Source organism: Thermohalobaculum xanthum (assembly GCF_016623495.1).
Classification (GTDB): Bacteria; Pseudomonadota; Alphaproteobacteria; order Rhodobacterales; family Rhodobacteraceae; genus Thermohalobaculum; species Thermohalobaculum xanthum.
Genome location: NZ_JAEHHL010000007.1, coordinates 188404 through 209344, shown reverse-complemented (window position 1 = coordinate 209344; position 20941 = coordinate 188404). Strand labels below are relative to the sequence as shown.

Here is a 20941-nt window from a genome sequence, read left to right as displayed (position 1 = left end):
TGCGCGGCCGGGCCGGCTATGGTCTGGCTCTGGGCCGCGCGATGCGCTAAGGCCTGCCCGAGCCGGACGCACTGCGCGAGGCGTTGAGAGGGAGCAAGGCGAATGGTGCGGATGCTGACCGCACTTCTCGACAGGGTGCTCGGGCCGGGCAGCGCCGCGCTGCTCGCGCGGCTGATCGCCGAGAACGCCTGGGCCCACCGCCGCGGCTATGCCGTGGCGCTGGTGCTGATGGGCGTGACCGGCGCGATGGGGGCTGCCATCGCGCTGCTGATGGAGAACGTCATGCAGGACGTCTTCGTCGAGCGCCGCGCCGATGTCGTCCCCGCGATCGCCCTGGTCGTGCTGGTCGTGTTCCTCGTGCGCGGGGCGGCGACCTTCGGCTCGCAGGTGATCCTCACCCGGATCGGCAACCGCATCGTCGCGACCCTGCAGAACCGGGTCTTCTCGCATGTCATGGCGCAGGGTATGGCCTTCCATGCGGGCGAGAGCACCGGCGACCTGACCACCCGGATCTCGATGAACGCGGCGCAGGCGCGCACGGCGCTACAGCTGATCGCCCAGCGGCTGGGCGCGGATCTCTTCGCGCTGGTGTCGCTGGTCGCGGTGATGCTGTGGCAGGACCTTGCGCTCTCGGCGCTCTCGCTGATCGGCCTGCCGGCGGTGCTGGCCGGGGTCGGCTGGCTGGTCGCGCGCGTGCGCAAGCTTGCCCGGGCCGAGGTCACGCTCCATGGCCGGGTGCTCTCGCTGATGGCCGAGTCGGTGGTCGGCGCCCGCGTGATCCGCGCCTTCGGGCTCGAGGACGTGATGCGCGCGCGGATGGAGCAGGCGGTCGCCGACGTGCGCGCGCGCTCGGACCGGATTGCCGTCTTCCAGGGCCTGGTCGTGCCGCTGATGGAGACGATGGCCGGCATCGCCGGTGCCGCCGTGATCCTCTATGGCGGGCTGCGGGTGATCGACGGCACGATGGAGGCGGGCGCCTTCTTCTCCTTCGTCACCGCGCTCTTCATGGCCGCCGATCCGGCCCGCCGGCTCGCGCAGCTCAACGTCGCTCTGCGCCAGCAGCTCGCCGGGGTCGAGGCGATCTACGCGCTGCTCGACACCCGCACCGAGATCCCCGAGCTGCCGCGCGCGCCCGAGCTGGTGGTGCCGCGCGGCGAGATCGCGTTCCGCGACGTGCGCTTTTCCTATGGTGGCGTCCCGGCGCTCGACGGTCTCGACTTCACCGCCCGCGCCGGCAAGGTCACCGCGCTGGTCGGCCCCTCGGGCGCGGGCAAGTCCACGGTGCTCGCGCTGGTCGAGCGCTTCTTCGACCCCGATACCGGCCGCATCGAGATCGACGGGCAGGAGATCAGGGGCGTGGCGCTGGCCTCGCTGCGCGCGAACATGGCGCTGGTCACGCAGGAAACCTTCCTGTTCGACGCGACCGTCGCCGAGAACATCGCCTATGGCCGCGCCGGCGCCACCCGCGCCGAGATCGAGGCCGCCGCCGCCGAGGCCAATGCCGCGGGCTTCATCGCCGCGCTCGAGCGCGGCTATGACACGCCGGTGGGCGAGGGCGGGACGCGCCTTTCCGGCGGTCAGCGCCAGCGCGTCGCGATCGCCCGCGCCATCCTGCGCGACGCCCCGATCCTGCTGCTTGACGAGGCCACCTCGGCGCTCGACGCCGAGTCCGAGGCGCATGTCTCCGAGGCGCTGTCGCGGCTGATGAAGGGGCGCACAACTATTGTGATCGCGCATCGCCTTGCGACCGTGCGCCGCGCACATCACATCGTGGTGATTGACAAGGGCCGGGTGGTCGAGGAAGGCACCCACGATATACTTGTCGGCAAGGGCGGGCTCTATGCGAGGCTCGCCGAACTCCAGTTCGGACCGGAGAGGGAACGGGCATGACACGGCCGCCGCTTAAGCTTTATCTCGCCGATCCGCGCGGTTTCTGCGCCGGGGTCGTGCGTGCCATCGAGATCGTCGAGCAGGCGATCGAGAAATGGGGCGCGCCGGTCTACGTCCGGCACGAGATCGTCCACAACAAGCACGTGGTCGACGAGCTGCGCGCCAAGGGCGCGGTCTTCGTCGAGGAGCTTGACGAATGTCCCGCCGACCGGCCGGTGGTGTTCTCGGCCCATGGCGTGCCCAAGGCGGTCCCGGCCGAGGCCGAGCGGCGCAACATGCTCTATGTCGACGCGACCTGCCCGCTTGTCTCGAAGGTGCATATCGAGGCCGAGCGTCACCATGACCGCGGCTACCAGATCGTGATGATCGGTCACGAGGGGCACCCCGAGACGATCGGCACCATGGGCCAGCTGCCCGAGGGCGAGGTGATCCTGGTCGAGACCGCCGAGGACGTGGCGCGCATCACGCCGCGCGACCCCTCGCGGCTCGCCTTCATCACCCAGACCACGCTTTCGGTCGACGACACCGCCGACGTGGTCGCGGCCCTGAAGGCGCGGTTCCCGCAGATCGTCGGGCCGCACAAGGAGGACATCTGCTACGCCACCACCAACCGCCAGGCCGCGGTTAAGGAGATGGCGCCGAAGATCGACGCCCTGCTGGTGGTGGGTGCGCCCAACTCCTCGAACTCGCAGCGCCTGGTCGAGGTCGGCCGCGCCGCCGGCTGTGCTTATGCGATGCTGGTACAGAGCGCCGCGGACATCGACTGGCGTGCCATCGAGGGCGTCGGCGCGGTCGGCGTCACCGCCGGGGCGAGCGCGCCCGAGGTGCTGGTCGAGGGTGTGATCGAGTCGTTCCGCCGCCGCTTCGAGCTCGACATCGTGCGCGTGGTGACGGCCGAGGAGAACATCTCCTTCAAGGTGCCCCGCATCCTGCGCATGGCGGTTTGACGCGGTGGCGAAGGCTCTGCGTGCCCGGCGCCCGCTGCGCCATGGTTGAGATCACCGCCTACACCGACGGCGCCTGTTCGGGGAACCCCGGGCCGGGCGGCTGGGGCGTGGTGATGGAGGCCTGGCGCGGCGAGGATCTCGTGAAGACGCGCGAGCTTTCGGGCGCCGAGGCTGACACCACCAACAACCGCATGGAACTGATGGCGGCGATCATGGCGCTCGAGACGCTCGAGCGCGGCGTGGCCGTCACCGTGGTGACCGATTCGAGCTATCTCAAGGACGGCATCACCGGCTGGATCCACGGCTGGAAGCGCAATGGCTGGCGCACGGCGGCGAAGAAGCCCGTGAAGAATGCCGACCTGTGGCAGCGCCTCGACGCCGCCCAGACGCGTCATCGCGTGCGCTGGGAGTGGATCAAGGGCCATGCCGGGCACGAGCAGAACGAGCGCGCCGACGCGCTGGCCCGGGCCGAGATTGCGGCGCTGAAGAAGGCCCGCAAGGAAGCCTCCGCCGGCTGAGCCGGCATCCCCGCAGCCCCCTGTCGCGGGGGTAGGTCTCAGATGCGGCCGAAACGCGCCTTCAGCGCCTTCTCGATCGCGGGCGAGACGAAGCTCGACACGTCTCCGCCCATGCGTGCGATCTCCTTGACCAGCTTCGAGGCGATCGCCTGGTGCGTCGCCTCGGCCATCAGGAACACCATCTCGATCTCGTCGTCGAGCGCGCGGTTCATGCCGACCATCTGGAACTCGTACTCGAAGTCCGAGACGGCGCGCAGCCCGCGGATGATGATGGTCGCGTCCACCTCGCGCGCGAAATGCATCAGCAGGTTCTCGAAGGGTCTCACCTCGATGATCGTGCCGGATTCGCGCGCGATGGGCGCGCATTCGGCCTCGATCATTGCGACCCGGGTCTCGAGGTCGAACAGCGGGCCCTTGTCACGGTTGATGGCGACGCCGATCACCAGCCGGTCGACCAGCTTCGCGGCGCGGCGCACGATGTCGACATGGCCCAGCGTGACCGGGTCGAAGGTGCCCGGATAGAGTCCTGTACGCACGCGATCCTCCCCCTGTGCGTGGGAGCCACACGCAACCGCGCCGGGCGCCGGAAATCAAGCCGGAATCAGGAACGGAAGGTTTTTTTCGGGGAGATCGTCAGCCACTCAGCATCCCGGCCATGGCCTGGTTCTCGGCCTCGACCTCGTCGATCCGGGCCTTGACCACGTCGCCGATCGACAGGATCCCGGTCATCTTGCCGCCTTCCATCACCGGCATGTGGCGGAAGCGCCCGGAGGTCATCCGCTCGAGCACCGAGATCGCCGTATCCGAGGGCGAGCAGGTCTCGACCTTGCTGGTCATCACGTCGCTCACCTTCAGGCTCAGGGCGCGCGCGCCCTCCTCGCCGATGCGGCGCACGATGTCGCGTTCTGACAGGATCCCCGCGATCGAGCCGTCGCGTCCGGTCACGACCAGCGCACCGATGCGCCGTGCTGCGAGCCGCGCGGCCGCGTCGCTCAGCGTGATGTCGGAGGTGATGGTCTCGATCGCGGCTGACCCCTTGCTCCTGAGGATCTGGATCACATTCATGTCGGCACTCCCAGCGAGGTTGGTCACGTCAGCGTGAGACGCCGAGCCCAAGCTGTCAACTTTCGCGCGAGCCGCGAGAGTGATGGAACCGGCGGGGCGGCTGGCGCATTATGTGGGCGAAGCGTCATGGAGAGTGGCATCATGCGTCAGACACTGCTTGCTGCCGTCGCGGCCGCGTTCTTGCTGCCGGCTTTCGCCGGGATTGCCTCGGCCGATCCTGCGCATTGCCCGCCGGGGCATGCGAAGAAGGGCTGGTGCTCGCCGGGACCGAAATACTACTACCGCAGGGGCGATCGCATCCCGCGCGACCGCTACATCGTGATCGAAGACTACGATCGCTATGGCTACCGCCGCCCGCCCTCGGGCTACGGCTATGTGCGCGTTGACAGCGACATCTTCCTGATCGCGCTTGGCACCGGGCTGATCGTCGAGGCCCTGCGCTGACCGGCGCCGATTTCGCGCAAGCGTGATCGGCCCCGCGACGGAGCGCCGCACGCTCCGCGTTCGAAACAGCAAGGATGCCGGTCTCCGGCACGGCGCGCGCCAGGGGGTGGTGCCGGGCGTCGGGCCCGTTGTCCGCAACAGCGAGGAGAGATCGCGATGAGACTGTCACGCCGATTCTTCGTCATGCCACTGGCGCTTGCGGGCGCCCTGTTCCTGCTTCCCTCGGACGGCGTCGCGGCCGGGGTGGGCAAGCCGGTCCAGGCGGCCGCGGGCGGGGCCGACGGCATGGTGATCTTCATCAAGGACAACGAACGCAAGGGCGGCCATGACCGCGGACGCGGCCACCGCCACGACGGCGATGGCAACCGCCACCGCGGCCACACCGACGACCGCCAGGGCAAGCATTACGACAAGCGCCACGGCAAGCGGCACGATGACCGCGCCGACCGTCGCGACGACAGGCGTCACGACTACCGCGGCGACAAGCGGTACGACCACCGCGACGCCAAGCGCCATGACCACCGCGGCGACAAGCGGCACGATTATCGTGACGACAAGCGGCACGCGAAGAAGCACTACCGCGACGAGCGCCGCGCCTATAGCGACGGCTACCGCGACGGGCGCCGCGACTACCGGCACGACCATCGGCACCGCTACTACAACCGCTGGGGCTACCGGCCCGGCCACTACGTGCCGCGCACCCGCTATGTCGTGATCCACGACCACGTGCATTACGGCTATCCGCGCCCGCCCTACGGGCACGGCTATGTCCGGGTCGACGGCGACGTCTTCCTCGTTGCGCTGGGGACCGGCCTGATCGTCAGCGCGCTGTCCAACTGAGGCGGGCGAACCGAGACGAGCGAACCGCGCCCGCCACTGAATGGCCCCGGCGCTGCAACGCCGGGGCCATTTCACGTCCTGCGGTGCGCAGTCACGCGCCGACGCTGATGGCGATCTTGCCCACATGCGACTTGGTCAGGAACGCCTCCTGTGCCGCCCGCAGCTTCCGCAGGGGGTAGGTCGCGGCGACCACCGGGCGGATCTCGCCGGCCTCGATGTAGCGCACCAGGTCGGTGAACACGTTGGCGGGCTGGTGCGTGCAGCCGAAGAACGACAGGTCGCGCAGATAGAGCGTGCGCAGATCCAGCTCGACGATCGGCCCGGCGATCGCCCCGGCGGTGACATAGCGCCCGCCATTGCGCGACGCCTCGATCATGTCTTCCCAGCGCGGCCCGCCCACCAGGTCGAGTACCAGGTCGAAGGCGTGCCTCGGGTATGCGGCGTCGCGCTCCAGCGTCGCATCTGCGCCCAGCGCGCGCAGATCGTCCGCCTTGCCCGCGCTGGTCAGCGCCGTGACATGCGCGCCGCGCCGCTTGGCCAGCTGGATCGCGGCCGAGCCCACCCCGCCCGAAGCCCCCGTGATCAGCACCCGCTCGGCGCCAAGCCCCGCGCGCTGGATCATCCCCTCGGCCGTCGAGAAGGCGCAGGGGAACGAGGCCAGCTCGGCATCCGTCAACTCCGAGCGCACCGCGACCGCGTCCTGCGCTGCGGCGGTCGTGTATTGCGCAAAGCCGCCGTCTCGCTCGGACCCGAAAGTCGCGGTCGGCAGGTCCGAGCCGTCCGTGGCCGGCGACTGGATGGCGCGCACCATCACCCGCTCGCCTATGCGCGCGGCCGGCACGCCCTCGCCCGTCGCGACCAAGACGCCGCAGCAATCCGCGCCCTGGATGCGCGGGAAGGCCAGCGCCGTCCCCGACCAGCTGCCATCCGCGTCGGCCGCCGCGCCGTAGCCCTGGCCCGCGCCCGAGGCCGTGTCGCCGCGCACGCTCTTCGAGTACCAGCCGGTCCGGGTGTTGATGTCGGTGTTGTTGACCGCCGAGGCGCCGACGCGGATCAGCACCTCGCCCGCCGCCGGCCGCGGCACCGGCAGGTCCTCGCGCCATTCCAGCTTGTCGAGGCCGCCATGGCCGGTGAGGACCATGCCGTGCATCGTGTCGGGAAGTGCCATCTCCGTCTCCCTTGGGTAGAACGATTCCTCTACTTGCGTAGGTAGAGGGATCGTTCTACATGCGTCAAGCATGACCGATACGATGACCAGGATCGCCGCCGGGCTCGAGCGCGCCTTTGCCGCCAACGGCTTCGCCGAACCGAGCGTCGAGGATCTGCGCGACGCCGCGGGCGTCAGCCTGCGGACGCTCTACAAATACGCGCCGTCCCGCGATGAAATGGTGCGCGCCGCCCTCGATCACCGCCACCAGCGCTACATGGCACATGTCTTCGCCGACCTGCCGCAGGAGCACGGCGCGGCGCTCGGTGCCATTGTCGATCGCATCGCGGACTGGATGGCGCGCGAGGCGTCGCATGGCTGCCTGTTCCACGCCGCAGTCGCCGCCGCGCCGCGCGACGCGGGGCTGCGTGCGCTGCTCGCGCGGCACAAGGCCGAAGTGGCGGAACGCGCCGCCCGGGCCTCGGGCCTGCCGGGGCGCGAGGTCGATCTCACGCTGGTCATCGAGGGGCTCACGCAAAGCTGGCCGCTGCACGGCGACGCCACCGCCGCCAGTGCCCGGCGCCTGTGCGATGCCCTGAGGGCGATGCCCTGAGGGCGATGGCCTGACCCGGGCGCCATGCCGCCCGCAAAAAGCCGTGAAAGAGATTTCAGTTCTCTTTTACAATCAGATAGTTGAATAGGCTTTCACGCGTGAAAGCCTCCGCCGGGCGGCGCGGCAGCCGCCTATTCGGCGGCCATCCGCCCGGCCCGGACCAGCATCGGGCGCAGGTAGCGCCCGGTATAGCTGGCCTCGACCTCGGCCACGTCCTCGGGCGTGCCCGAGGCGACGATCCGACCCCCGCCATCGCCGCCCTCGGGACCGAGATCGACGATCCAGTCGGCCGTCTTGATGACGTCGAGGTTGTGCTCGATCACCACCACCGTGTTCCCCTGCTCGACTAGCTCCTGCAGCACCTCGAGCAGCTTCTTCACGTCCTCGAAATGCAGCCCCGTGGTCGGCTCGTCGAGGATGTAGAGCGTGCGCCCCGTCGCCCGCCGGCTCAGCTCCTTCGACAGCTTGACCCGCTGTGCCTCGCCGCCCGACAGCGTGGTCGCCTGCTGGCCGATCTTGACATAGCCAAGGCCGACCCGGGCCAGGGTCTCGAGCTTCTCGCGGATCGAGGGGATGGGGTCGAAGAAGGCGACGCCGTCCTCGACCGTCATGTCGAGCACGTCGGCGATCGACTTGCCGCGATACTTGATCTCCAGCGTCTCGCGATTGTAGCGCGCGCCGTGGCAGGTGTCGCAGGTCACGTAGACATCCGGAAGGAAGTGCATCTCAATCTTGATGACGCCGTCGCCCTGGCACGCCTCGCAGCGCCCGCCCTTGACGTTGAAGCTGAAGCGCCCGGGCGCATAGCCACGCGCCTTGGCCTCGGGCAGGCCTGCGAACCAGTCGCGGATCGGCGTGAAGCAGCCCGTATAGGTTGCCGGGTTCGAGCGCGGCGTGCGGCCGATCGGCGACTGGTCGATGTCGATCACCTTGTCGAGATGCTCGAGCCCCCGCACCGTGCGGCAGGGCGCCGGCACCAGCCGCGCGCCGTTCAGGCGGTTGGCGGCGTGCTTGTAGAGGGTCTCGACCGTCAGCGTCGACTTGCCGCCGCCCGACACCCCGGTGATGCAGGTCAGCGTGCCCAGCGGGATCTCGGCGCTCACGTCATGCAGGTTGTTGCCGGTCGCGCCCTCGACCATCAGCGACTTGCCGTTGCCCGGCCGGCGCAGGCGCGGGATCGCGATCTCGCGCCGTCCGGCAAGGTAGTCGCCGGTGATCGAGGCGGGCGCCGCCGCGATCTCGTCCGGTGTGCCGTGGGCGATCACCTGCCCGCCATGCACGCCCGCGCCGGGGCCGATGTCGATCACGTGGTCGGCGTCGCGGATCGCCTCCTCGTCGTGCTCGACGACGACGACGGTGTTGCCCTGATCGCGCAGCCCCTTGAGCGAGGCCAGCAGCCGGCCGTTGTCGCGCTGGTGCAGCCCGATCGAGGGCTCGTCGAGCACGTAGAGCACGCCCGTGAGCCCCGAGCCGATCTGGCTCGCCAGCCGGATGCGCTGGCTCTCGCCGCCAGAGAGCGTGCCAGAGGCGCGCGAGAGCGTGAGATAGTCGAGCCCGACATCGACGAGGAAGCCGAGCCGCTCGCGGATCTCCTTCAGGATCGCCGTCGCGATCTGGTTCCTTTGCGCCGTCAGCGCCTCGGGCACGGTCAACACCCAGTCGCGCGCCTCGCGGATCGACATCTCGGTGACCTGGCCGATATGCAGCGCGCCGATCTTCACTGCCAGCGCCTGGTCGCGCAGCCGATGCCCGCCGCAGGTGGCGCAGGGGCGCGAGCCCTGGAAGCGCTCGAATTCCTCGCGCACCCAGGCCGAGTCGGTCTCGCGGTAGCGCCGCTCCATGTTCGGGATGACGCCCTCGAAGGGCCGGGCGATCTGGTAGACCCGCCCGCCGTCGTCGTAGCGGAACTTGATCTTCTCGCCGCCCGAGCCGTGGAGCATCACGGCCTTGGCAAAGTCGGGAAGGTCGCGCCACGGCACGACGGGGCTGAACTCGTAATGCTCCGAGATCCCCTCGATGGTCTGGCGGAAATAGGGGGTCTTCGACTTCGCCCAGGGCGCAAGCGCGCCCTCCATCAGGCTCACGCTGTCATCGGGCACGATCAGCCGCTCGTCGAAGAACAGCTCCTGCCCCAGGCCGTCGCAGTCGGGACAGGCGCCGAAGGGCGCGTTGAACGAGAAGAGCCTCGGCTCGATCTCGGGGATCGAGAAGCCCGAAACCGGGCAGGCGAACTTCTCGGAGAAGGTGATCCGCTCGGGCTCGGGCGTGCTGCCGTCCTCGGCCGGAGCCGGCGCGGTCTCGATGATGGCGATGCCGTCGGCCAGTTTCAGCGCGGTCGAGAAGCTGTCGGCGAGCCGCGTCTCCAGCCCCTCGCGCACCACGATGCGGTCGACCACCACGTCGATGTTGTGGCGGAACTTCTTGTCGAGTTCGGGCGCGTCCTCGATCTCGTAGAACTGCCCGTTCACCTTGACGCGCTGGAAACCCTGCTTGCGGAGCTCGGCGAATTCCTTCCTGTACTCGCCCTTGCGGTCGCGCACGACGGGCGCGAGCAGGTAGGCGCGCGTGCCCTCGGGCATCGCCATGACGCGGTCGACCATGTCCTGGACCTGCTGCGCTTCGATCGGCAGCCCGGTCGCCGGCGAATAGGGCGTGCCGGCGCGGGCGAACAGAAGCCGCAGGTAGTCGTAGATCTCGGTGACCGTGCCGACGGTCGAGCGGGGATTGCGCGAGGTCGTCTTCTGCTCGATCGAGATGGCGGGGCTCAGCCCCTCGATGTGATCGACCTCGGGTTTCTGCATCATCTGCAGGAACTGCCGGGCATAGGCCGAGAGGCTCTCGACATAGCGCCGCTGCCCCTCGGCATAGATCGTGTCGAAGGCAAGCGACGACTTGCCCGAGCCGGACAGGCCGGTGATCACGGTCAGCGCGTCGCGCGGGATGTCGACGTCGATGCCCTTGAGGTTGTGCTCGCGCGCGCCCCGCACCGAGATGAATTTCTGCTCAGCCATGCGACTCATGCCTTTCGGGATACCCCGCAGACATAAACTTTCGGGCGGGGAATGCGAGTCCTCAGGAATGTAAACAAAACGGGAACAAAACGGAAGCCACTGCTTGGCACGAGTTGTCAGTGCGTGGGTCGGCCCTCGTTGCCGCTGACACCCGGCAGCGGACCAGCCATGAGTTCCTCGATGAACAGGCCCAGAAGCTGGGGCCGCCCGCTGACGCCGGCCTTCGCGTAGATCGCATTGAGCTGGGCCTTCACGGTGCCGTCCCGCGTTCCCCGCAGCGCCGCGATCTCGGAGTTCGAGAGGCCCTTGATCGAGAAGAGCGCCACCTCGCGCTCGGCCGGCGTGAGGCCCCAGTCGTCGAAATGCTCCTCGAGAAGCTCATGCAGCGCGCCCGAGGCGATCCGGACCTGCCGCTGCGCGGCATGCATCCGCGAAATCGTGATGCGCAGCTGGTACCCGATGAGCACGACACCCGACATCAGCGCCAGCACCACCGCCATCTCCAAGACGCTGTGCGGCAGATCCTCGCCGGCCGCACCGCTCACGGCGATATCCATGGTTGCGTCGGCGACAAGGAAGACGAGGCAGCCAAGCTGCAGTGCCATCACCGCGGCAAGACCCAGCGCCCGGCGTTTCCGGCGGGCGCTGGCGAGGTCGATCCGCGCGTTGGGGCTATTGGCTTCGATCTTCGCCTCCGGCGGGTCACGGCTGCGGCGGGTTCTCCCTTACTCCCGTGATCATGGCACGCACCAGCGGAACATGGGAGCGCCACTGCTCGAACAGAACCCCTGCGACATGGAGCCCTACCGAGATGAGTGCCCAGTCGGCCAGCGTCTCGTGCACCTCCTCGACCCATTCGACGCCCCAGAACGCGTTGGTCGTCATGAGCCACCCGCTCACGCCGATCGCGACCATCGTGGCGAGCAGGTTGTAGACCATCAGCGCGCCGAGCGGGTTGTGTGAGGGGTGCCGTTCGGGCCTGCCGCTGAGCATTGCGCTCAGGTGCCGCCGGGCCGCGCCGAGGCTGGGCGGAAAGGCCGAGAAACGGGCAGGGCGCGTCCCGACGAAACCCCACACGACGCGAATCGCGACCAGCCCGAGGACCGCGTATCCGACCCAGCGATGGGCCGCGCCTTCATCGTCGAGGACCAGCACGTTGGCGAAGAACAGGGCAACGAGCGACCAGTGGAAGACGCGCACGAGCGGATCCCAGACCCGCTCGGCGCAGCTCTCCGGCCGCGCGGCAGTCGTGGCCGGTCGTGTGCTCATCAGTCGTCGACCTTCGACTTGACGATCTCGCCGGTGTCGCCGTCGACGTAGAGTTCGTACCGCTTGCCCTCCTTCAGGGCGTAGACCTCGATCAGACCATCCTCGCGTTCGAGCTTGCGCACCTCGTAGCCCTGCGCGGCGACGGCGTCGGTTACGCGGGCGCGCTCGGCATCCGGGATCTTCTCGTCGCTTGACGCGAGTGCCGCCGTCGGCATCCCAAGGACAAGGGCGAGGGCAAGGGGGGAAAGTTTCCGCATCTATCATCTCCGTGCTTGCGGCCGGCTGGCCGGCCCCGGGCGGCGCGGACAGTCCTGCCGCCGTCACGCATCACATGGACGGACTCGCGGGGCCGCGCCATTGCCGCGAGGTTCATCGTTGGCCGCATTGAACCGGAGTTTATGTGGCCTTACCCGGCGCCCCGATCGATCCGCGTCGAAAACAGGCAGCAAGCATTCGCGTGCTTTGCGCAGCGCGGACCTTCGTGGGAGGCTTCAGGGTCGCGGAGGTCACGCGACCGGCGCGCGACGCTGCACGGGAGGTTCGATGATCTTCTATCTCACCCTGATCCTGTCCTGCCAACTCGCCGGCGAGGTCATCGTCAAGGCCGTGGGGCTGCCGCTGCCCGGTCCGGTGCTTGGCATGGTCATCCTGTTCTGCGGCCTGATGCTGCGTGGTCTGCCAGCGGGCTTGTCGCGTGTCGGAGATGCGCTGCTCGGCAATCTCTCGCTGCTTTTCGTTCCGGCGGGGGTGGGCGTGATGCTCCATGCCGGACTGCTCGGCCGCGAATGGTTGCCGCTTGCGGTGGCACTGGTGCTCAGCACGCTGATCACCGTCGCCGTGACGGGTCTGGTCATGGCGCGGCTGAGCCGGGGAGGCGCGGATGACTGAGGGCATGCGCGACGTCTGGGTCTACCTCGCGCGCGAACCGCTGGTGCACCTGACACTGACGCTCGCGGCGTTCCAACTCGGCTCGTGGATCTACCGCCGCGGCGGGATGAACCCGCTCCTCAACCCGGTGCTGATAGCGGTGGCGCTGACCGTCGGCGGGCTCGTCCTGACCGGGACCAGCTACGACGCCTATTTCGAGGGCGCGCAGTTTGTGCATTTCCTTCTGGGCCCGGCGACCGTGGCGCTGGCGATCCCGCTATACCGGCAGGTCGAGAAGGTCCGCCGCTCGGCGCTGGCGCTGGGGGCGTCGATCGTGGCCGGCGCGCTCGCGGCCTCGGCCAGCGCGGTCGGGATCGCCTGGTCGCTCGGCGCGAGCCGCGACGCCCTGATCTCGGTCGCGCCGAAATCCGTCACGGCGCCGGTGGCAATGGGCATTACCGAGAGCCTTGGCGGGCTGCCTTCGCTTACGGCGGTCCTCGTCATCCTGACGGGGATCGTCGGCGCAATGCTGGGGCCATGGGTCCTGACGTTGGTCGGGGTGCGCGACTGGCGGGCGCGAGGCCTTGCGATCGGCACCGCAAGTCACGGCATCGGCACGGCGCGCGCGCTGCAGGTGAACGAGGTGGCGGGCGCCTTTGCGGGCCTCGCGATGGGTCTCAACGCGTTGGCCACCGCGCTGCTGCTCCCGCTGCTGGCGCGCATCTTTCTCTGACGCCTGATCCAGACCGGCGGCGCGCGACGAGCAGATGTGGCGTCGCGCCGAGGGCCCGGATAAGGTGCCGGCAGAATCAAGCTTCGAGGGCAGGAGGGAGGCCGCGCCATGGCGGGCAGTGTGAACAAGGTGATCCTGATCGGCAATCTGGGCCGCGACCCCGAGACCCGTTCGTTCCCGAATGGCGGGCGCGTCTGCAACCTGCGGATCGCGACCTCCGAGACCTGGCGCGACCGCGAAAGCGGCGAGCGCAAGGAGCGCACCGAATGGCATTCGGTGGCGATCTTCTCGGAGCCGCTGATCAAGATCGCCGAGAGCTACCTGCGCAAGGGCTCGAAGGTCTATCTCGAGGGCCAGCTCGAAACCCGGAAATGGCAGGACCAGTCGGGCCAGGACCGCTATTCGACCGAGGTGGTGCTTCGGCCCTACCGGGGCGAGCTGACCATGCTCGACGGCCGCGGTGAAGGCGGTGGCGGCGGCTTCGGCGGCGGGCGCGACGACTTTGGCGGCGCTGGCGGCGGCGACCAGGGTGGCGGCTATGGCGGCGGCCGCGGTGGTGGCGGCGGCGGCCGAGGCGGGGACCTCGACGACGACATCCCGTTCTGAACGAGGCTGGGGCCGACATGGCGGATGACCACGAGCACGGACCGGACTGCGGGCATCCGCATGACGCGGCGGGAGACGTCGACCGCGCCTTCTTCGATATGGCCGACCAGTTCATCGCCGTCGCGAACCGCCTGACGGACGAGGTTCCCTCCTCGCGGATCTCGGCGGCGATGATGTACGCGACGGCGCGGTTCAACGCCTTTCTGGCCCAGACCCAGGGCGTGGACGCCGGCGAGATCGACGAGCGGACGGTGCTCTATTTCCGCGACCAGTACGAGCGCATGCTGCGCGAGAACATGGGCCAGACGCTGGTCGCCAAGAAGGACTGAGGGACCGCGCCGCCGGCGCCTCAGGCGATCGAGATCAGCTTGTCCGGGCGGCGGTATCGGCGCTCGATCCGCAGGGTCACGAACGCCAGCGCGATCCAAGACAGGTGGAAGACCACGCCCGCGAGCACGACGACCTCGCCCGGGACCGGTCCGATGGTTGCGCGCTCGAAGATCTGCGCGCCATTCTCCAGCGCGCTGGGGTGGATCGCGAGCTTCCCATAATAGGCGATCGCCTGCACCGCGAGGATGTAGGCGTAGTTCTTCCTCAGCCGACGCCCCACGGCGCGGGCATAGCTGATGTGGAATCGCGGCCGGGCGTAGTCGTTGGCCAGAAGCGTGTTCCACTCGCCGTCCATCGTGACGCCCTCGCCGCGCAGCAATGGCGCGTAGATGTCCGTCTCCATCAGCCTGCAGCGGGCGCGCCAGACGTTGAAGTAGCGGTAGCGCCGCGCCTCGAAGGCGAGAAAGACGACGACCAGCAGCCCGACGAGCACGAGCGGCAGTGGCGAGGCCATCGGCTCGGCATAGGCCAGCGACAGGGCGACGCCGGTGGTGACCACGGCCCAGTTCGTCGTGTTGTCGAGCCGCGAGCGCCAGATCGTCGAGCGGTAGACCTCGCCCCGATAAAGATGGGCGATGGCCCCGAGCTCGGGGCCCGAGAAGGTCTTTGCCGGCCCCCCTTCCGGCACGCGCCCGTCAACCATGGTTTCCCCCTTCGGCGCCTGTTTTCCTCCGATCCTAGCGCAGCCTGCCCGGCGGCGACAGATTGCCCGCAACAATCGCGAGATCCGGTGGTTTTTCCCGCCCGCAGCCGCAATATCCTGCGTCCGATGCTTGCCCGGTGGAAAGCCCGCGTCCTATACTCGCCGACGCGAAAACGAGACCCGGAGCAAACAGCCGGGCAAGGGGTGATCCGGTGAGCGACGACACGACGAACGGCGACGACAACGGCGGCGACGAACTGCCCCGCCTCGCCCATGACGGCCCGAGCATCGCCGTCGAAGAGGAGATGAAGCGCAGCTATCTCGATTACGCCATGAGCGTGATCGTGAGCCGCGCGATTCCCGATCTGCGCGACGGCCTCAAGCCGGTGCACCGGCGCATCCTGTTCGCGATGCACGAGGCCGGGAACACCCACGACAAGGCCTATCGCAAGTCCGCGCGCACCGTCGGCGACGTGATCGGCAAGTATCACCCGCATGGCGACTCGGCGGTCTATGACGCGCTGGTGCGCATGGCGCAGGATTTCTCGATGCGCCTTCCCCTGCTGGACGGGCAGGGGAACTTCGGGTCGCTCGACGGCGATGCCCCGGCGGCGATGCGCTACACCGAAGTGCGCATGGCCAAGGTGGCGCAGGCGCTGCTGGAAGACCTCGACAAGGACACCGTCGATTTCCAGGACAACTATGACGGCCAGGACCGCGAGCCGGTCGTGCTGCCGGCACGCTTTCCGAACCTGCTGGTCAATGGCGCCGGCGGGATCGCCGTCGGCATGGCGACCAACATCCCGCCGCACAACCTTGGCGAGGTGGCCGAGGCGACCATCGCGCTGATCGAGGACCCCGAGCTCGATACCGATGCGCTGATGAGCTACGTGCCGGCACCCGATTTCCCGACCGGCGGTGTGATCCTGGGTCGGTCCGGGGCGCGCAAGGCCTACATGACCGGGCGCGGCAGCGTGATCCTGCGCGCCCGCGTCGACGAGCGCGAGATCGAGGCCGCCGGCCGGCCGCGCATCGTCGTCACCGAGATCCCCTACCAGGTCAACAAGTCGACGCTGGTGGAAAAGATCGCCGAGCTTGCGCGCGAGAAGAGGATCGAGGGTCTCGCCCATATCCAGGACGAGAGCGACCGCTTCGGCGTTCGGATCGTGATCGACCTCAAGCGCGACGCGACCCGCGATGTCGTGCTCAACCAGCTCTATCGCTTCACGCAGTTGCAGACCTCGTTCGGCTGCAACCTGCTGGCGCTCAACAACGGGCGGCCCGAGCAGCTCGACCTCAAGACGATGCTCGTGGCCTTCATCGCCTTCCGCGAGGAGGTGGTGGCCCGCCGCACGGCGCATCTGCTGACGAAGGCGCGCGAGCGCGCGCATCTGCTGTGCGGACTGGCGGTCGCGGTCGAGAACGTCGACGAGGTGGTCGCCACGATCCGCTCGTCGCCGGACCCGCAGACGGCGCGCGAGCGGCTCAAGGAGCGCCGCTGGCCGGCGGCCGCGATCGCCGACTACATCCGGCTGGTCGACGACCCCAGCCACACCATGAACGAGGACGGGACCTACAACCTCTCGGACGCCCAGGCGCGGGCGATCCTCGATCTGCGGCTCCAGCGCCTCACCGCGATGGGTGTCAAGGAGATCGGCGACGAGCTCGAAGGGCTGGCCGCCAAGATCACCGACTACCTCGACATCCTGCGCTCGCGCGAGCGCATCCTCGGCATCGTGCGCGAGGAGCTCGAGGCTGTGCGCGCCGAGTTCGCCACGCCGCGCCGCTCTGAGATCGTCGAATACGAGGGCGACCTCGAGGACGAGGACCTGATCGAGCGCGAGGACATGGTGGTCACCGTCACCCATGGCGGCTACATCAAGCGCACGCCGCTGGCCGAGTTCCGCACGCAGGGACGCGGCGGCAAAGGGCTCGCCGGCATGGCGATGAAGGAGGAGGATTTCGTCACCCGTCTCTTCGTCGCCAACACGCACACGCCGCTGCTGTTCTTCACCACCGACGGGATCGTCTACAAGATGAAGACCTGGCGCCTGCCGTCCGGCGGGCGCAACGCGCGCGGCAAGGCGATGGTGAACATCCTGCCCATCAGCCAGGGCGTCTCGATCGCCGCGGTCATGCCCGTCGACGTGCCCGAGGACGAGTGGGAGAAGCTGCAGATCGTCTTTGCCACCTCGGAGGGCGATGTCCGGCGCAACAAGCTCTCGGATTTCACCAACGTGATGCGCAACGGCAAGATCGCGATGAAGTTCGATCCGGATTCGGACACGCGCCTGATCGGCGCGCGGATCTGCGACGAGAACGACGATGTCATGCTGGTGACGGCCCGGGGCCGGGCGATCCGCTTCCGGACGACCGATGTGCGCGTCTTCGCCGGGCGCGAGTCGACGGGCGTTCGCGGCATCCGGCTGGCGGAGAAGGACGAGGTCGTCTCGATGTCGGTGATCCGGCACTTCGAGGCGAGCCCCGAAGAGCGCGCGGCCTATCTGAAGATGCGCCGCGCGGTCGCCGGCGCCGTCGACGAGATCGAGGAGCGCGACAGCGACGAGGCCGAGGTCGATGATATCGCCCTGCCGCAGGAGCGCTATGCCGAGATGTCGGCGGCGGAAGACCTCATCCTCACGATCACCGAGCGGGGAATGGGCAAGCTCTCGTCGAGCCACGACTATCCGGTGCGCGGGCGCGGCGGCCAGGGGGTCGCGGCAATGGACCGGGCGATGCGCGGCGGCTTGCTCGTCGCCTCGTTCCCGGTCGAGCTGGACAACCAGATCATGCTCGTGACCAATGCCGGGCAGTCGATCCGCTGCCCCGTGTCCGACATCTCGTTCCGCTCGCGCAGCGCGGGCGGCGTGCGGGTGTTCAACACCTCGGGCGACGAACGGGTCGTCTCGGTCGCCTGGATCGCCGAGCATGGCGACGACGAGGACGAGGAGGCGTGAGCAGGCAGAACGCCACGCTCTCCGCCGTCAGCGTGGCGGGGCTGGGCTCGGTCTGACGTTGGTGGCGGCGCGCGGCTCGGCCGGGCCCGCCGTCTAGAAGGGCCCAGGCAGCGAGGCGGCGGTGCGCACCCAGCTCTGGCCGTCGAAATGGATCCCGCACTCGACCTTGCCCTGTCCGCGCCACCGGCCGGCGCGGACATCCTCGCCTTCGCGCACCGGCGAGGTGCAGGGTGCGCAGCCGATCGACGGGTATCCCTGGGCGACCAGCGGATGGCGCGGCAGGTCGTGCGCGGCGATGTAGTCCGCGGCGTCGCGCGCGTCCCAGCGGGCGAGCGGGTTGATCTTCATCCGCACGGTCCCGGCCTCGGCCTCGAACGGCTCGAGCGCGGCCCGCGTGTCCGACTGGTAGCGCTTGCGACCCGTGATCCAGGCCGCGAAGGGCTGGAGCGCGCGCTGGAGGGGCAGCGTCTTGCGTAGGTCGCAGCACGCGTCCGTGTCGCGCTGGTGGAGGTCCCCCGCCGGATCGGCCGCCGCGAGGTCGCGGGCGTCGGGGCGGATCACGCGGACCCCGCGCAGCCCGAAACGATCGGCGAGATCGCGCTGATAGGCGAGGGTTTCGGGGAACAGCATTCCGGTTTCGAGGAACAGCACCGGCAGGTCCGGCGCGACGCGCGAGATCATGTGGAGCAGCACGACGGATTCCGCGCCGAACGACGACACCAGCGCGACCTCGCCGACATCGTGGACCGCCAGCGCCTCGGCCAGGATCTCCTCGGCCGGGCTGTCGCGATGGATCCGGTTGAGGGCCGCGGCACTGGCCGCGGCGCTCATCCGCCGGATGGGGTGGCTGAGGCCGTCAGGCATTGCGGGCTCTCCGCGCGTCGAGGATCGAGCTGCGCGCGCCCTGGCGGCCGCGCTGGTAGGCGTGCTCGGCGCGCGCAAGCGCGGCGCGCCAGAGCTCGAGCGGCTGGCGCTCGGCCACGGCGTCGGGGATCTCGACCTCGTCGAAGCCGCATTCCAGCAGATAGGCGAACTGGTCGACGATCACGGGACCGCTTGCCCGCAATCGGCCGGCGAAGCCCAGCGCGCGCAGCTGGCGCCCGATCGAGAAACCGCGCCCGTCGCTGAAGCCGGGGAACCCGACCGAAATCAGGGCGATGCGTCCGAAGTCCCCGACCAAAAGCGCGGGGTCGGTGTTGTTCGGGATATGCACCCCGAGCGGCGCGTGGTCCACCGAGCCGAGCCGCTCGAGATCGACGATCACCGCGCCGTCGGGCAGAGGCGCGTCACCCTCGATCCGGTTCCAGGGATTGGCAAGCTCGCCGTCGCGATCAAAGAGCAGGCTCATAGAGCGCCTCCCTGAAGGGTTCCATGCCGACACGGCGATAGGTCTGCAGGAAGGTCTCGCGCCGCGAGCTGCGCAGCTCGAGATACCGCTCCACCAGGCGCTCGATCACGCCCGGGACCTCCTCGTAGGCGAAGCCCGGACCGGTCCGCTCGCCCAGCGAGGCGTCTGCGCCGGCATGGCCACCCAGGGTGATCTGGTAGCTTTCGACGCCGGCCTTATCGATGCCCAGGATGCCGATGTGGCCGACATGGTGGTGGCCGCAGGCATTGATGCATCCAGAGATCTTGATCGAGAGTGGCCCGATCTCGGCTTGCCGGCGCGGATCGGCGAAGCGCCGCGAGATCGCCTGGGCCACCGGGATCGACCGGGCGGTCGCGAGCGCGCAGTAATCGAGGCCCGGGCAGGCGATGATGTCGGTCACGAGGCCACGGTTCGGTGCGTCGAGCCCGGCCCCCGCGAGCCCGCGGAAGACCTTGTAGAGACCGGCCAGCGCCACGTGCGGCAGGACGATGTTCTGCTCGTGCGTCACGCGCAGCTCGGACGCCGAATGCCGCTCGGCAAGATCGGCGAGGACCCGCATCTGCTCGGCCGTCGCGTCGCCCGGCACGCCGCCGACGGGCTTCAGCGACACCGTGACTGCGCGGTATCCCTGAGCACGATGGTCATGCGTGTTCTGCGCAACCCAGGCGGCAAAGGCAGGATCGGTCTTGAGTGCGCGCTCGAATGCCGCGTCCTCGGCCGGGCGCACCGGCAGGTCGGGTGGCGCGAAATAGGCAGCGATACGGGAGACCTCCTCGGCCGGCGCGGCGATCGCGTCGCGATCGATGCGGGCGAACTCGGCTTCCACCTGCCGCCGGTATTCCTCGATACCCAGCTCGTGCACCAGGATCTTGATGCGCGCCTTGAACTTGTTGTCCCGCCGGCCATGCAGGTTGTAGATGCGCAGCGCCGCTTCGAGATAGGGCAGAAGATCGGCCTTCGGCAGGAAGGCGCGCAGCTCGCGCGCCAGCATCGGCGTCCGGCCCTGGCCGCCACCGACCAGAACCCGGTAGCCCACCTCGCCCGCGTCGTTGCGAACGATGTAGAGGCCGATGTCATGCGTCGCGACCGCCGCTCGATCCTCTTCCGCCGCGCTGACCGCGATCTTGAACTTCCGGCCAAGGAAGGTGAATTCCGGGTGGAGCGAGGACCACTGGCGGATCACCTCGCAGGTTACCCGCGGATCCTCGATCTCGTCCGGGGCGACGCCGGCAAGCGGGTCCGAGGTGGTGTTGCGGATGCAGTTGCCCGAGGTCTGGATCGCGTGCATCTCGACCGAAGCGAGCGCGTCGAGGATGTCGGGGACATCCCGCAGCTTGGGCCAGTTGAACTGGATGTTCTGGCGCGTGGTGAAATGCCCGTAGCCGCGGTCCCAGCGCTCGGCGATCTCGGCCAGCATCCGCATCTGCCGCGATGAGATGGTTCCATATGGAATAGCCACCCGCAGCATGTAGGCATGGAGCTGCAGGTAGAGGCCGTTCATCAGGCGAAGCGGCTTGAATTCGTCCTCGGTCAGGCTGCCGGTCAGCCGGCGCTCGACCTGGTCGCGAAACTCCGCAACCCGCGCCTTCACGAAGCGCGCATCGAATTCGTCGTAGCGATACATGGTGCGTG

22 protein-coding genes are annotated in these 20941 nt (G+C 68.8%); 11 read left to right on the top strand and 11 right to left on the bottom strand.

Annotated features, from left to right (window positions below):
* Positions 1–102 precede the first annotated feature (102 nt).
* Genes H0I76_RS12710 through rnhA form a run of 3 tightly spaced genes read left to right on the top strand, consistent with a single transcriptional unit; the run spans position 103 to position 3355 of the window.
* The gene (locus H0I76_RS12710; protein ID WP_234455291.1) at positions 103–1890 is read left to right on the top strand and encodes an ABC transporter ATP-binding protein; all 1788 of its coding nucleotides are present in this window, start codon (positions 103–105) and stop codon (positions 1888–1890) included.
* Positions 1887–2837 carry a 4-hydroxy-3-methylbut-2-enyl diphosphate reductase gene (gene ispH / locus H0I76_RS12705; RefSeq protein ID WP_200610361.1) on the top strand — a complete coding sequence of 317 codons (951 nt, stop codon included), beginning with the start codon at positions 1887–1889 and terminating at the stop codon, positions 2835–2837. Before H0I76_RS12710 ends, ispH begins: the two co-directional genes overlap by 4 nt.
* A 41-nt stretch (positions 2838–2878) precedes the next feature.
* A complete protein-coding gene (gene rnhA, locus H0I76_RS12700; protein WP_200610360.1) occupies positions 2879–3355 on the top strand; it encodes a ribonuclease HI in 477 nt (158 codons plus the stop codon).
* A 38-nt stretch (positions 3356–3393) separates the two neighbouring features.
* Here the strand turns inward: rnhA and coaD are convergent, their stop codons facing one another.
* Positions 3394–3891: a pantetheine-phosphate adenylyltransferase gene (gene coaD, locus H0I76_RS12695; protein WP_200610359.1), complete on the bottom strand. Its 498-nt coding sequence runs from the start codon at positions 3889–3891 to the stop codon at positions 3394–3396.
* 97 nt (positions 3892–3988) lie between these two features.
* Positions 3989–4420, bottom strand: coding sequence for a CBS domain-containing protein (locus H0I76_RS12690; protein WP_200610357.1), 432 nt, complete (start codon positions 4418–4420; stop codon positions 3989–3991).
* A 141-nt stretch (positions 4421–4561) separates the two neighbouring features.
* Here H0I76_RS12690 and H0I76_RS12685 point away from each other — a divergent pair, with 141 nt between their 5' ends.
* The gene (locus H0I76_RS12685; RefSeq protein WP_200610355.1) at positions 4562–4864 is read left to right on the top strand and encodes an RcnB family protein; all 303 of its coding nucleotides are present in this window, start codon (positions 4562–4564) and stop codon (positions 4862–4864) included.
* A 156-nt stretch (positions 4865–5020) separates the two neighbouring features.
* Positions 5021–5704: an RcnB family protein gene (locus H0I76_RS12680; RefSeq protein WP_200610353.1), complete on the top strand. Its 684-nt coding sequence runs from the start codon at positions 5021–5023 to the stop codon at positions 5702–5704.
* A gap of 91 nt (positions 5705–5795) precedes the next feature.
* Here the strand turns inward: H0I76_RS12680 and H0I76_RS12675 are convergent, their stop codons facing one another.
* On the bottom strand, positions 5796–6872 hold the full coding sequence (locus tag H0I76_RS12675) for an alcohol dehydrogenase family protein (RefSeq protein WP_234455290.1): 1077 nt from the start codon (positions 6870–6872) through the stop codon (positions 5796–5798).
* A 70-nt stretch (positions 6873–6942) separates the two neighbouring features.
* On the opposite strand from H0I76_RS12675, the gene H0I76_RS12670 reads away from it, so the two are divergent.
* Positions 6943–7464, top strand: a complete 522-nt coding sequence (locus H0I76_RS12670; RefSeq protein ID WP_200610351.1) for a TetR/AcrR family transcriptional regulator — start codon at positions 6943–6945, stop codon at positions 7462–7464.
* A 131-nt stretch (positions 7465–7595) separates the two neighbouring features.
* On the opposite strand, the gene uvrA is transcribed toward H0I76_RS12670, so the two are convergent.
* The 4 genes from uvrA to H0I76_RS12650 all read right to left on the bottom strand — a co-directional run bounded on the left by uvrA (position 7596) and on the right by H0I76_RS12650 (position 12001).
* Positions 7596–10475 (bottom strand): excinuclease ABC subunit UvrA, encoded by a 2880-nt coding sequence (gene uvrA / locus H0I76_RS12665; protein ID WP_200610349.1) that lies wholly within the window; start codon positions 10473–10475, stop codon positions 7596–7598.
* A 116-nt stretch (positions 10476–10591) separates the two neighbouring features.
* Positions 10592–11080, bottom strand: coding sequence for a helix-turn-helix transcriptional regulator (locus tag H0I76_RS12660; RefSeq protein ID WP_200610347.1), 489 nt, complete (start codon positions 11078–11080; stop codon positions 10592–10594).
* 97 nt (positions 11081–11177) lie between these two features.
* Complete coding sequence (locus tag H0I76_RS12655) at positions 11178–11744, bottom strand: cytochrome b/b6 domain-containing protein (RefSeq protein WP_200610345.1); 567 nt, start codon at positions 11742–11744, stop codon at positions 11178–11180.
* Positions 11744–12001: a PepSY domain-containing protein gene (locus H0I76_RS12650; protein WP_200610343.1), complete on the bottom strand. Its 258-nt coding sequence runs from the start codon at positions 11999–12001 to the stop codon at positions 11744–11746. Before H0I76_RS12650 ends, H0I76_RS12655 begins: the two co-directional genes overlap by 1 nt.
* Before the next feature lie 286 nt (positions 12002–12287).
* Here H0I76_RS12650 and H0I76_RS12645 point away from each other — a divergent pair, with 286 nt between their 5' ends.
* The 4 genes from H0I76_RS12645 (at position 12288) to H0I76_RS12630 (ending at position 14279) form a co-directional block, all read left to right on the top strand.
* Positions 12288–12632 (top strand): CidA/LrgA family protein, encoded by a 345-nt coding sequence (locus H0I76_RS12645; protein WP_200610341.1) that lies wholly within the window; start codon positions 12288–12290, stop codon positions 12630–12632.
* On the top strand, positions 12625–13344 hold the full coding sequence (locus H0I76_RS12640) for an LrgB family protein (RefSeq protein ID WP_200610339.1): 720 nt from the start codon (positions 12625–12627) through the stop codon (positions 13342–13344). Before H0I76_RS12645 ends, H0I76_RS12640 begins: the two co-directional genes overlap by 8 nt.
* A gap of 108 nt (positions 13345–13452) precedes the next feature.
* Entirely contained in the window at positions 13453–13950 is a 498-nt protein-coding gene (gene ssb, locus H0I76_RS12635) for a single-stranded DNA-binding protein (protein WP_200610337.1), read from the top strand.
* Between the two features lie 17 nt (positions 13951–13967).
* Entirely contained in the window at positions 13968–14279 is a 312-nt protein-coding gene (locus H0I76_RS12630; protein WP_200610336.1) for a DUF3144 domain-containing protein, read from the top strand.
* A 20-nt stretch (positions 14280–14299) separates the two neighbouring features.
* On the opposite strand, the gene H0I76_RS12625 is transcribed toward H0I76_RS12630, so the two are convergent.
* Positions 14300–14983: a DUF2270 domain-containing protein gene (locus H0I76_RS12625; protein WP_200610334.1), complete on the bottom strand. Its 684-nt coding sequence runs from the start codon at positions 14981–14983 to the stop codon at positions 14300–14302.
* A gap of 212 nt (positions 14984–15195) precedes the next feature.
* Here H0I76_RS12625 and gyrA point away from each other — a divergent pair, with 212 nt between their 5' ends.
* Positions 15196–17940 (top strand): DNA gyrase subunit A, encoded by a 2745-nt coding sequence (gene gyrA, locus H0I76_RS12620; protein ID WP_325166446.1) that lies wholly within the window; start codon positions 15196–15198, stop codon positions 17938–17940.
* A 93-nt stretch (positions 17941–18033) separates the two neighbouring features.
* Here the strand turns inward: gyrA and H0I76_RS12615 are convergent, their stop codons facing one another.
* The 3 genes from H0I76_RS12615 to H0I76_RS12605 are packed head-to-tail and all read right to left on the bottom strand — an operon-like array spanning position 18034 to position 20933.
* The gene (locus H0I76_RS12615; protein ID WP_234455289.1) at positions 18034–18804 is read right to left on the bottom strand and encodes a phosphoadenylyl-sulfate reductase; all 771 of its coding nucleotides are present in this window, start codon (positions 18802–18804) and stop codon (positions 18034–18036) included.
* Positions 18797–19288 carry a DUF934 domain-containing protein gene (locus H0I76_RS12610; RefSeq protein ID WP_200610332.1) on the bottom strand — a complete coding sequence of 164 codons (492 nt, stop codon included), beginning with the start codon at positions 19286–19288 and terminating at the stop codon, positions 18797–18799. Before H0I76_RS12610 ends, H0I76_RS12615 begins: the two co-directional genes overlap by 8 nt.
* Positions 19272–20933 carry a nitrite/sulfite reductase gene (locus tag H0I76_RS12605; RefSeq protein WP_200610330.1) on the bottom strand — a complete coding sequence of 554 codons (1662 nt, stop codon included), beginning with the start codon at positions 20931–20933 and terminating at the stop codon, positions 19272–19274. The genes H0I76_RS12610 and H0I76_RS12605 overlap by 17 nt, the downstream gene beginning before the upstream one ends.
* Positions 20934–20941: the final 8 nt, after the last annotated feature.

Coding starts and splice junctions, on each gene's coding strand:
- H0I76_RS12710 (WP_234455291.1), top strand. CDS start 103: ATGGTGCGGATGCTGACCGCACTTCTCGACAGGGTGCTCGGGCCGGGC.
- ispH (WP_200610361.1), top strand. CDS start 1,887: ATGACACGGCCGCCGCTTAAGCTTTATCTCGCCGATCCGCGCGGTTTC.
- rnhA (WP_200610360.1), top strand. CDS start 2,879: ATGGTTGAGATCACCGCCTACACCGACGGCGCCTGTTCGGGGAACCCC.
- H0I76_RS12690 (WP_200610357.1), bottom strand. CDS start 4,420: ATGAATGTGATCCAGATCCTCAGGAGCAAGGGGTCAGCCGCGATCGAG.
- H0I76_RS12685 (WP_200610355.1), top strand. CDS start 4,562: ATGCGTCAGACACTGCTTGCTGCCGTCGCGGCCGCGTTCTTGCTGCCG.
- H0I76_RS12680 (WP_200610353.1), top strand. CDS start 5,021: ATGAGACTGTCACGCCGATTCTTCGTCATGCCACTGGCGCTTGCGGGC.
- H0I76_RS12675 (WP_234455290.1), bottom strand. CDS start 6,872: ATGGCACTTCCCGACACGATGCACGGCATGGTCCTCACCGGCCATGGC.
- H0I76_RS12670 (WP_200610351.1), top strand. CDS start 6,943: ATGACCGATACGATGACCAGGATCGCCGCCGGGCTCGAGCGCGCCTTT.
- uvrA (WP_200610349.1), bottom strand. CDS start 10,475: ATGGCTGAGCAGAAATTCATCTCGGTGCGGGGCGCGCGCGAGCACAAC.
- H0I76_RS12660 (WP_200610347.1), bottom strand. CDS start 11,080: ATGGCACTGCAGCTTGGCTGCCTCGTCTTCCTTGTCGCCGACGCAACC.
- H0I76_RS12655 (WP_200610345.1), bottom strand. CDS start 11,744: ATGAGCACACGACCGGCCACGACTGCCGCGCGGCCGGAGAGCTGCGCC.
- H0I76_RS12650 (WP_200610343.1), bottom strand. CDS start 12,001: ATGCGGAAACTTTCCCCCCTTGCCCTCGCCCTTGTCCTTGGGATGCCG.
- H0I76_RS12645 (WP_200610341.1), top strand. CDS start 12,288: ATGATCTTCTATCTCACCCTGATCCTGTCCTGCCAACTCGCCGGCGAG.
- H0I76_RS12640 (WP_200610339.1), top strand. CDS start 12,625: ATGACTGAGGGCATGCGCGACGTCTGGGTCTACCTCGCGCGCGAACCG.
- ssb (WP_200610337.1), top strand. CDS start 13,453: ATGGCGGGCAGTGTGAACAAGGTGATCCTGATCGGCAATCTGGGCCGC.
- H0I76_RS12630 (WP_200610336.1), top strand. CDS start 13,968: ATGGCGGATGACCACGAGCACGGACCGGACTGCGGGCATCCGCATGAC.
- H0I76_RS12625 (WP_200610334.1), bottom strand. CDS start 14,983: ATGGTTGACGGGCGCGTGCCGGAAGGGGGGCCGGCAAAGACCTTCTCG.
- H0I76_RS12615 (WP_234455289.1), bottom strand. CDS start 18,804: ATGCCTGACGGCCTCAGCCACCCCATCCGGCGGATGAGCGCCGCGGCC.
- H0I76_RS12610 (WP_200610332.1), bottom strand. CDS start 19,288: ATGAGCCTGCTCTTTGATCGCGACGGCGAGCTTGCCAATCCCTGGAAC.
- H0I76_RS12605 (WP_200610330.1), bottom strand. CDS start 20,933: ATGTATCGCTACGACGAATTCGATGCGCGCTTCGTGAAGGCGCGGGTT.